This is a genomic window from Peptostreptococcus faecalis, from assembly GCF_900240845.1.
GTDB lineage: Bacteria > Bacillota > Clostridia > Peptostreptococcales > Peptostreptococcaceae > Peptostreptococcus > Peptostreptococcus faecalis.
The window spans coordinates 1-10852 of sequence record NZ_OERU01000017.1; the positions used below are offsets into that span (position 1 = coordinate 1).

The following is a 10852-nucleotide window of genomic DNA, read 5'->3' on the forward strand; positions in this document are numbered from 1 at the left end:
GTTTTTCCTCTGTAGCTTTTTCACCTTTTTCTACTGGGACTACCTTTGGTTCTGTTGTATTATCTCCAAACTTTCCTCCATTTGGCTCTAATGTTAAACTCACCTTTTCTTTTTCCCATTTTGCATATAGTGTTGTATCGTTATTTATCGGTGTATTGAAATCAAATGGTTTTGTAAGTTCTTTGTCTGTATACCATCCTTTGAATATATGATCTTGTTTTGTTGGTCTTTCCTCTATAGCTTTTTCACCTTTTTCTACTGGGACTACCTTTGGTTCTGTTGTATTATCTCCAAACTTTCCTCCGTTTGGCTCTAATGTTAAACTCACCTTTTCTTTTTCCCATTTTGCATACAATGTTGTATCGCTATTTATCGGTGTATTGAAATCAAATGGTTTTGTAAGTTCTTTATCTGTGTACCAACCGTCAAATTTGTAATTAGGCTTTGTTGGTTTTTCCTCTGTAGCTTTTTCACCTTTTTCTACTGGGACTACCTTTGGTTCTGTTGTATTATCTCCAAACTTTCCTCCATTTGGCTCTAATGTTACATTCACCTTTTCTTTTTCCCATTTTGCATATAGTGTTATCGCACTATTTATCAGTGTATTGAAATCAAATGGTTTTGTAAATTCTTTATCTGTGTACCATCCTTTGAATATATGATCTTGTTTTGTTGGTTTTTCCTCTGTAGCTTTTTCACCTTTTTCTACTGGGACTACCTTTGGTTCTGTTGTATTATCTCCAAACTTTCCTCCGTTTGGATCTAATGTTACATTCACCTTTTCTTTTTCCCATTTTGCATACAATGTTGTATCGCTATTTATCGGTGTATTTATGTCAAATGGCTTTGTAAGTTCTTTGTCAGTATACCAACCTTTGAACACATAATCTTCTTTAGTTGGATTTTTTTCTGTCAGAGTCTTACCCTTTTCTAATGATATTTGTTTATTATCAGTAGTATTATCTTCAAATTTTCCTCCATTTGGATTTAGAGTAATATTCACATTTTTTGTATAGTAAAGATTTATTTCTTTATTACTTAAATATCTTCCAGACAATTCACCATCTGAATTAACAAATGAATATCCATCTATTGTATCTTTAGTAATATTATATGAATCCCCTATATTACCAAACATATATTTTATACCTTTTATCTCGTCATTTGTGTCTTTATCATAATAATAAACCCTCAACACTGGTTGTAAATATGCAATTTCATTTACTTTAATTAAATGTTCTCCATACTTTGCTCCAGTAGATGATGATATTACCAATCTATATGGAGTATCTAAGTTCAATACCTTAGATGCATCTGCAGTCCATGATATTTTATCACCAACATCACCATCAAATTCAAAAGTAAAAATTGAATCAGCTACTTTTAAAGTAAAATCTCTATAACCAGCTCTTCTCCCGATTTCTTTTGGTTTAGAAGATCCGTTACCAGCTGAATCTACTTTAACATTATGAACTCTTCCATTTTCATCTGTTTTTATATATCCTCCAAATCGTAATCCGTTGAATTCAATCGGATCTTTTTCTGCAAATTCTTCATCTTCTCCGTTGTAAAAGGTATCTAGCTTAAATCCAAATGCATTATCCACTTTACCTATACCTATAGATGATCCATTACCAGCATCCCCAAGCTTACTTATTTCAGATTCTGGAACGAACATAAAAGCAATACCATCTTCCAAATTAGCAAAATCCTTACCTAAACTCAACTTTCCTTTTAGCTCATAGTAAGTATTTATTGGTACCGGCTTATTAGTTATTATAGATCCAAATTGACTGGGTTTCGCTTCTGTTAATCTTACAACTCCATCCATCGGTGTTCCATCACTATTTTTTTCAAATACAGCATGTCCTTTAAGATTCACAAATTTATTAAACCCTTCATTAATATACATAAATGAAGGCATTTGATTTTCATTTTGCGAGGTTCCTTCTGCATAAGAATTTGATCCAAAATTTCCTGTGACAGTTGATAATGTCAAAATAGTTGCCAAAGTAGCTGTTAATATTTTTTTCATAAACTAATTCCCCCTATATTTATTTTTTTTAATTCTCCTACATTTTATTATACTATATTTATTTTAAAAATATAGTATAATTTCAGTAATTTTTATTTTTTATTTTGTTTTTTTTAAAAAAACTTTCTTTTTTACTTTGAAAATCGAATTTCGCCTATTTTTAGTTTTCATCTAAAATAAGATCAATGTTTGTACATCTTTCTTTATTACGATTTTTGTACAACTCTATCATATCCGCTATTGCACAAAGCTTATCTGCTATTGTAACAACTACACTTTCCTTGTAGCTAGGCAATTCAATATTAAGCGGAAACATATGCTTTTTTATTATATCCTCTTCTATTTCTGATAATTCAAAGTCATTAAGTGCACTGTTAAGAGCGGTTTGCGCATGTGTAAATCCATGCCACTTATTATCTTCAGATTTTTCATGCCAATCATATAAGAAATAATCATGAAGCAATGCTCCCCTAATCAAACTATTTATATTTACATTTAATTTTAATGTCTGTACTATTAATATACTCATATAAGCAACGAATATTGAATGATCATAGCAATTTACATCTCCGTGCTGTATAAACTCTTTTTCTTTTTGCATATTTTCATGCGTCAATATATCCTGCCCATGTTCTACTATTAATTTTTCTATTTCTGTATATAAGTATAAGTTTTTTTCAAATCTGTTTCTTTCTATTTTAGTCACCTCCTATTGTAATATATTCTATCTTTATATTACAAGGCATATCACCATAAATCAAATTATTTTTCTTATTATAAAAACTAACATTTGCACATATATTAAATATGTTATAAGAATATACCCAGAAAATTATTTTTTATAGATTTTTTTAAATTAAAATAATTAAATATCGATATTGTACAATGAATGTATATCCGTTGTATAATATAGGTGATTTAGAAAGGAGATGATGATATTAAGTTTTTTATTTTTGATTTAGATGATACTCTTTATGATTTAGAAGAACCTTTTTTAATTGCCTTTAAAAATACGTTTCACTATGTTGCAAAGAACATATATGATATTTTTCTGGATTTTAGAGAATATAATAACCAACTCTATGGTAAGGCATTAGAAGGTGAAATCAGCATGGAATATCTTTGTATTTACAGAGCAAAATCTGCATTTGCCGATCATAATATATATATAGATAATGAAAAAGCTATTAAATTCCAACACGAATATACAAAGGCAAAGAAAAGTATCAAGTTAAATGAATACATGGAAAAATCTCTAAATCTTTTAAAAGAAAATAACTACCAAATAGGTATAATCTCTAATGGACTTCATGATAACCAATTTGAAAAATTAAAATATCTAGATATATACAGATATGTACAAAAAAATTGTATTTTTATATCAGAAGACGTTGGATTCCACAAGCCAGACAGTAGAATTTTTGATTATGTTAAAAAATCTATGCTCAAAACCTCAGCAGATAAGTATAACGAAATGTATTCAAAAGATAATAGCAATGAATTTTTCTATATTGGAGACTCCTACCAAAATGATATAATTGGAGCAAATAACGCTGGTTACAGCACAATATGGGTAAACCATAGAAGTTATAAGCCAACTGATAGAGTTTCAACGGCTTCCTATACGATAAATTCTTTTGATGAAATTTATAACCTTATAAAATCTTTAATTAAAAAGTAAAAGAGGTCACTTCAATATAAAATATTGAAATGACCTCTTTTTTATTATATTCTTACCAATATATTGTCTATTAATCTTGTTTTTCCTATATATACTGCCATAGCTATTATTGTATTATCTTTGATTTTTTCTATTTTTTCAAAAGTATCAAAATCTACTATTTCTACATAATCAATTTTAGCTAAAGGTTCTTCATTTATAAAATTCACTATGCTTTTTAAAATAACTTCTGTATCCATTTCTCCACTATCGATTAACTTCTTTCCCTCTAATATACTATTTCTAAGAACTAAGGCAGCTTTTCTTTCCTCGTCATTTAAATATGTATTTCTTGAGCTCTTAGCAAGTCCATCTTCTTCTCTAACAATCGGACAGCCAATAATATTTACTCTTAAATTCAAATCACTTACTAACTTAGTCACTATAGATAGCTGCTGTATATCCTTCTCTCCAAAATAAGCATTATCCGGTCTCACTATTGAAAATAATTTTGTAAGAACCGTGCAAACTCCTCTGAAATGACCTGGCCTAGAAACACCACAAAGTACATTTGTCATGCTTTCACCTGGTACTACGAATGTAGAGAAATCCCTTGGGTACATATCATCCTTATCTGGATGAAATACGTAGTCAGCACCAAGTTCTTCACATATTTTAGCATCTCTTTCCAAATCTCTTGGATAATTTTCAAAATCTTCATCTGGTCCAAATTGAATTGGATTCAAAAATACACTTACAACGACTATATCATTATTTTCTCTAGCTTTTTTTATCAGACTCTTATGTCCATCATGAAGATATCCCATAGTCGGTACCATTCCAATGCTTTGTCTAGATACCTTTATTGAATCTGATATTTGCTGCATTTTTTCTATTTTAGTTATTATTTGCATATGTTTATAAATTGGTTTTTATAAAATATAAAAACCCCTCCCATTACTTTTAATTTCTATTTTTAATATTTTGTTATTTATTTTAAAAACAACATACTAAAGTTGCTCTAATATACTTTTATCCATTTTAAATGAATGTTTTTCTTCTGGGAAACTTCCATCCTTCACTTCTTTGATGTAAGAATTTATTCCTTCTCTCATTACATCTCCAACGTTTGAAAATTTCTTAACAAATTTTGGTGTAAAATCGCTGTAAAGACCTAGCATATCTTGATATACCAATACTTGACCATCACATCCAACTCCTGCTCCTATACCTATTGTAGGGATGTCTAGCATATTGCTTATCTTCTCTGCCAAAGCATCTGGAACACACTCAAGTACAACTGCAAAAGCACCCGCTTCTTGTACCGCAATTGCATCTTCTATTATTTTTTTTGCGGAATCAGCATTTTTACCTTGAACTTTAAACCCGCCAAGTGCATTGATAGCTTGTGGAGTTAATCCTATATGAGCACATACAGGTATTTTTGCCTCTACAATCGCCTTTATTACATCGGCAACTTCCTTGCCACCTTCTAATTTAACGCAGTGAGCTCTTCCTTCTGTCATTAATCTACCTGCATTTATAACCGCATCTCTAATTCCTGTATTATATGATAAAAATGGCATATCTCCTACAACTAATGCATTTTTTACGCCTCTAGATACTGCTGCAGTATGATGAACCATATCATCCATAGTAACGCTAAGCGTGTCTTCATATCCAAGCATTACCATTCCCAAAGAATCACCTACTAATATAGAGTTTACTCCACATTCATCCATTATTTTTGCAGTAGAGTAATCGTATGCTGTAAGCATAGTTAGTTTTTCACCATTTTTCTTTGCTTCTTTAAATGTTGCAACTGAATTTTTCATTTTACATTTTTAGTACTCGCTATTTTTGAGTACTATCCCCCTTCTCCAACAAATTCTTCAAATTTTCATAATCTTTTTCATGATTTTTATTTGATGCTATATCCACAAGTTCTAAACTCATTAATCTGTAAATTTTTTCTATCCTATCATATTCTTCTGAGGATAGTGCATCTAAATGCCTTTTTACAGTACCAAGATCGTTTCTTTCAATAGGACCTGTAAGTGCCTCAGAAGGACCTTTTTCAAAAAACTTTTTGATATTTCCCATTGCCAAGGAATTAAGTGCTTCTAGACCACTCTTTTCATCAAATCCGTATTCTTTGAGCAATTTCAAAGACACATTTCCCAGTGCCAACATAAAATTACTTATGAAAACAGATGATATATGATATCTGGTTTTCTCAGATGTATTTATTACTTTATAATCATTATTGGTTTTTTTAAAGATATTTTCGATGATTTCGACAGCGTATTTATCGCCCTCAACAGTAAAAAATGCATCTCCTAATTCCTTATATGAGTATTCCTTGCTATTTATAGCCATTAATGGATGAAATGAACACGCATAAGCATTCTTTTCTGATATGTCGAAGAAAGTTTCTGATGATAATGAGCCACTACAGTGACAAATCACCTTATTTTGAATATTAATTGATGATACTTGACTCCAAATATCTTTAATTGCATCGTCTGGAGTTGTTATTATTAAGATATTACTTTTTTCTATTAGTTTTTCTAAATTGTTATACTGTGCCGAATTTGTAACCTTAGCCGCATAGCTAGAGCTTTCAACAGATCTACTATAATAACCTACTATACTTAAATCTTCTACTTCAGAAAAGTACTTCCCTAGAGAAACACCTACTTTTCCAGCACCAATAAATCCAATTTTAATCATAAGTTATCACCTCCGTTTAAGAGTGTAATACCAATAAAAATTATTGATTTAAATAATAATAATGTTCAAAATGTGTAGCTTCCTCCGAATACCACCATAGGTTAAATTTATCATAAATCCTTACTTAAATCAATAAAAAAATATACTTATTTCTCATTTGAAAAAACATTGAGTCCCTTATTATAAAATAAAAGATGGCGATAAAAATCGCCACCCATAAATTTATTTTTCATACATTCCATAGGCCTTACTTACTTCCTGTACGTATACTATACCATTGCATTCACTTTCATCTTCTAACAATTTATTTATTGAAGATACAATACTGTCTGTCTTGTCAGATTTTGATAGTATTATTACAATTTCTCTTTCTGGTTCAATCTCCACTGAGAACACCTTACTAGTAACCCCAATACCAGACCCTCTGGCATTCATTATAGTACCACCATTTGAGCCACCTTTTTTTGCGGCAGATATTACATCCTCACCATTTCCCCTATCAACAACCGTAGTGATAAGATCATACATATGTTCATCTTCCTCTCTTTCAACGTTTCTTTCTCCATCAATTTTACATGAAATATGTGTTATTTTTGTTGAAAAAACAATACCGCAGTTTGGTTTATCAAACTTGAATTTTCTACTCAATTCAATCATTATTTCTTTTGCTTTATTTGATGGAACAACTAGATAAATTATTTCTTTAAGGGTATCTGATATACCCAAATATTCCATTATTTTATTATTTACAGTTCCTCTTGCATATGTAAGACTAGAACCTATAATATCAAATTTTTTAGCAAACTTTGTTACCTTTGCCCCCATACCATAGTTCACTATTACCTGTAAAAGCTCTGTATTACATAGGTCGAATTTACTCTTCACTCTTAAACCCCCCTCCTCTTAGATTTCATTTTATATATAAAACCTAAAATTTGCAAGGTAATTAATGGAGCCATAGCAATCATAGCTATTATACCAAACCCATCTACCATTACATTTGCACCTTCAATTCCCTCTGCCGCACCTTGAGCAAATGCAAGTATAAATGTTGCTGCCATTGGACCAGAAGCAACTCCTCCTGAATCAAAAGCTATTCCTACAAATAGTTCTGGAACAATGTATGTAAGTGCTATAGAAATTAAATATCCCGGTAATAAATAGTGCCAAAGCTCCAATCCCGGAACTAATATTCTAACTATTGATAGAGATACAGCTAACGCAACTCCTATCCCTAAAGATACCATTACTATATTTGGGCTTACTGTTCCGCTCGTAACCTCTTCTACTTGCTGTGTCAACACGTGAACAGCTGGCTCTGCTAATATTGTCACCATTCCTAAAACAAATGCAATCACCACTATAAATGACTTGTTTTTCATTATTGCCAATTTATATCCCAAAACACTTCCTGTCTCCATAAATCCAGCACTTACTCCAACTAAAAACATCACTAAGCCGATAAGGGTAAAAAGAACTCCAAACATTATTTTCTTTATGTTGCTTTTAGGAATTTTAAAACTGATTTTTTGGAATATCAAAAATAAAGCTACTATAGGTAATAACGCAACTACAACCTCATAAGTTGTTGCTGGTATTTTTTCTAAAAATGGTCTAATAATTCCACTCGTCGAGTTTGCCATTTCTAGACTACCACTTATTTTTTCCTGCTTTGATATTATACTCATCAACATAACCGCTATTATTGCACCTGTTGACGATACTGCTACTAATCCGAAACTGTCTTCTTCTGAACCCTTACTATCTTTTCTTATTTTTGAAATACCTAGAGATAATGCTAGTATAAATGGCACAGTCAGTGCTCCTGTTGTAGCACCTGATGCGTCAAATGATATTGCTAAAAATTCTGGAGATGTGAAAATAGCTAGTACAAATATTACTCCGTATAATACCGTGAGCAACTTATAAAGTGGTATTTTATGAACTATCCTTATAAGACCTACCGCTAATAATACTGCTATCCCCAACGATACGACTACTAAGATTGTCGCTTGTGGAATTTGTCCTGCAGTTACTGTTTCTACCTGATTTGCTAAAATATGAAGATCTGGTTCAGCAACTGATATAATAAATCCTAATAGTGCTCCTGCTAAAGCCACTATCCATAATTTGTTTGATTTCGTAATACCTTTTCCCATTGCATTTCCAATTGGAATTATACCCACGTCTACTCCTATTAAGAAGATAGTTAGCCCAATTATCATAAATGCTGCTCCGATGACAAACCTTACAACTAAATTTGGTTCCATTGGCACCAGCGTAAAGTTTAATATTAAAACTATTAGAGTAACAGGTAATACCGAAAAGAAAACTTCTTTAAATTTTAATTTTACTATACTCAAATTAACAGTCCTTTCTTATTAAATTTTTTTTTAATTTTAACAAGGATTATTACTACTTTAAAGATACTAAATTATTAAATTATATCCTCCTTTCTATTTAATACTTTAGTTTATAATAATCTCTATATTATTTCCTACATTAATATTATATATATTTATATTAATTGTGTCAATTTTCTATAAATTTTAGTTAACAATAAAATAAAGCGATATACCTTAATTAACTTTCCAAAATCAAGACATATCGCTTATTAACATTATTATTTTTAACAGTGATTTATATTTGTATTTTCCGATATTTCTAAGCTAGTTGTCTCAATATCGTCTGTAGAAAAATCGTGTACATCCTTGTGACCGGTACACCTAGCTAATATTTTTATTTCTTCTGTAGATACATTAAAATAGTTGGCAACTCTCTTAGAACCTTTCTCAATATCTAATCTTTTTCTTAAGTTTTCATCTTGTGTTGCAATTCCCATTGGACATCTATCATTATGGCATAGTCTATATCGTTGACATCCAAGTGCCATAAGAGGTGCAGATGCAACTGCAATAGCAGTAGCTCCCATAGCCAAACATTTTGCAAAATCTCCACTAGTTCTTAATCCGCCTGTTATAATCAGATCTATATCAGAGTTATTAGCATTTAAATATTTTACGGCTCTATGAAGTGCATATACAGTTGGAACTGATGAGTTATCTTTTAAAAACTTTGGAGAAGACCCCGTAGCTCCACCTCTTCCGTCGATTGTAATAAAATCTGGGTTAGAGTGAAGTATAAATTTTAAATCTTCTTCTATTCTTCCTGCAGCTATTTTAACACCTATAGGTCTTCCTTCACTTCTTTCTCTAAGGTTATCAACTAATTTTTTTAAATCATCAGGTGTTTTTATATCTTTAAAATGAGAAGGACTCTTTATGTCCTCTCCAACATTTTTTCCTCTTATTTTTGCAATTTCTTCTGTTACCTTTTCTCCTGGAAGATGTCCACCCATACCTGGCTTTGTACCTTGTCCAATTTTTATTTCTATGGCATCTGAACTCTTTAAGTTTTCATCTGTTACGCTGTAAAGATTTGGTATGTATTCAAATATATATTTATATGCAGCTTCTTTTTCTTCCGGCAAAATACCACCTTCACCACTACACATTGCTGTTTTAGCCATTGCAGCACCTTTAGATAACGCAAATTTAGCCTCTCTTGATAATGCTCCAAAACTCATATGTGATACATAAATAGGACTCTCTATAACCATAGGTCTTTTAGCTTTTTTACCTATAACGGTCTGTGATCTTACGAATTCATCATCATCTAATGGAGTTACAGACAATTGTGCCCCTAAAAGCAATATATCTTCAAAACCAGTTATTTCTTCCAATGTTTCCATTGGCTCTGTAGTAGATTTTCCACTTTCTGATATTTTATGAATTTCTCCCATAACGCCTTTATTATTAATTACTAATTCTCGTGGAAGAGATAAATCATTTTCATCTATTTTCACTTCAATGTCAGTTGTTAGATCTCCGCCTTCAACTAATTCAAACAAAGATTTATCAGCACCACATATTGGACATTTCCAATCCTCCGCTAAATCTTTAAATAATATTCCTTCTCTCTCTTCATCGTATCTAAATCCACAATCGCTACATTCATAAATTGCCATACAATATTCCTCCTTATTAATAAAAAATTATTCATATAATTAAAAATTAATTGTTACTTTTTTTCAAATAAACAGATTATTCTATATATTTATAGTATGAATCATTTCAAAGTAAAGTGTCAATCTTTTTTTGATTTTAAACAAAAAATAAAATCCGGATAATATGATATCCGAATTTTATTTTTTTATTTTTTCTTTTGTTTAATATTAAATTTTCATTTATTATTATCTTGTAACTATCTTCCTATCGGAGTTGAAACTCTATCAAGTCTTTGAGATATCTTCACTGCTGTAGAGTATCTATCAGCTCCATGTATTCTTTCTTTATTAGTTACTTTTAATCCATCATATACAGATTTAGATACTGAATTTTCTCCACCACCTACAAGTATGCTGT

9 protein-coding genes are annotated in these 10852 nt (G+C 30.8%); 1 reads left to right on the forward strand and 8 read right to left on the reverse strand.

The genetic code is table 11. The features are described from left to right. On the reverse strand, window positions 1-2035 hold a 2035-nt coding region (locus C0982_RS10035; protein ID WP_180946937.1), incomplete at its 3' end, for an InlB B-repeat-containing protein. 160 nt (window positions 2036-2195) lie between these two features. Further along, entirely contained in the window at window positions 2196-2741 is a 546-nt protein-coding gene (locus C0982_RS10040) for an HD domain-containing protein (protein WP_242961556.1), read from the reverse strand. A 243-nt stretch (window positions 2742-2984) separates the two neighbouring features. Here C0982_RS10040 and C0982_RS10045 point away from each other — a divergent pair, with 243 nt between their 5' ends. Beyond that, on the forward strand, window positions 2985-3716 hold the full coding sequence (locus tag C0982_RS10045; RefSeq protein ID WP_278336055.1) for an HAD family hydrolase: 732 nt from the start codon (window positions 2985-2987) through the stop codon (window positions 3714-3716). A gap of 44 nt (window positions 3717-3760) precedes the next feature. Here the strand turns inward: C0982_RS10045 and panC are convergent, their stop codons facing one another. From panC to C0982_RS10075, 6 genes are all read right to left on the reverse strand, one after another. Further along, complete coding sequence (panC, locus tag C0982_RS10050; RefSeq protein ID WP_101774071.1) at window positions 3761-4609, reverse strand: pantoate--beta-alanine ligase; 849 nt, start codon at window positions 4607-4609, stop codon at window positions 3761-3763. A 96-nt stretch (window positions 4610-4705) separates the two neighbouring features. Next, window positions 4706-5530, reverse strand: a complete 825-nt coding sequence (panB, locus tag C0982_RS10055; RefSeq protein WP_101774072.1) for a 3-methyl-2-oxobutanoate hydroxymethyltransferase — start codon at window positions 5528-5530, stop codon at window positions 4706-4708. A 19-nt stretch (window positions 5531-5549) separates the two neighbouring features. Continuing rightward, window positions 5550-6428: a Rossmann-like and DUF2520 domain-containing protein gene (locus tag C0982_RS10060; RefSeq protein ID WP_101774073.1), complete on the reverse strand. Its 879-nt coding sequence runs from the start codon at window positions 6426-6428 to the stop codon at window positions 5550-5552. A gap of 222 nt (window positions 6429-6650) precedes the next feature. Next, on the reverse strand, window positions 6651-7313 hold the full coding sequence (locus C0982_RS10065; protein ID WP_242961557.1) for a P-II family nitrogen regulator: 663 nt from the start codon (window positions 7311-7313) through the stop codon (window positions 6651-6653). Window positions 7314-7315: 2 nt separating this feature from the next. Further along, entirely contained in the window at window positions 7316-8791 is a 1476-nt protein-coding gene (locus C0982_RS10070) for a DUF1538 domain-containing protein (protein WP_101774074.1), read from the reverse strand. 266 nt (window positions 8792-9057) lie between these two features. After that, window positions 9058-10455, reverse strand: a complete 1398-nt coding sequence (locus C0982_RS10075) for a glutamate synthase-related protein (RefSeq protein WP_101774075.1) — start codon at window positions 10453-10455, stop codon at window positions 9058-9060. Window positions 10456-10852: the final 397 nt, after the last annotated feature.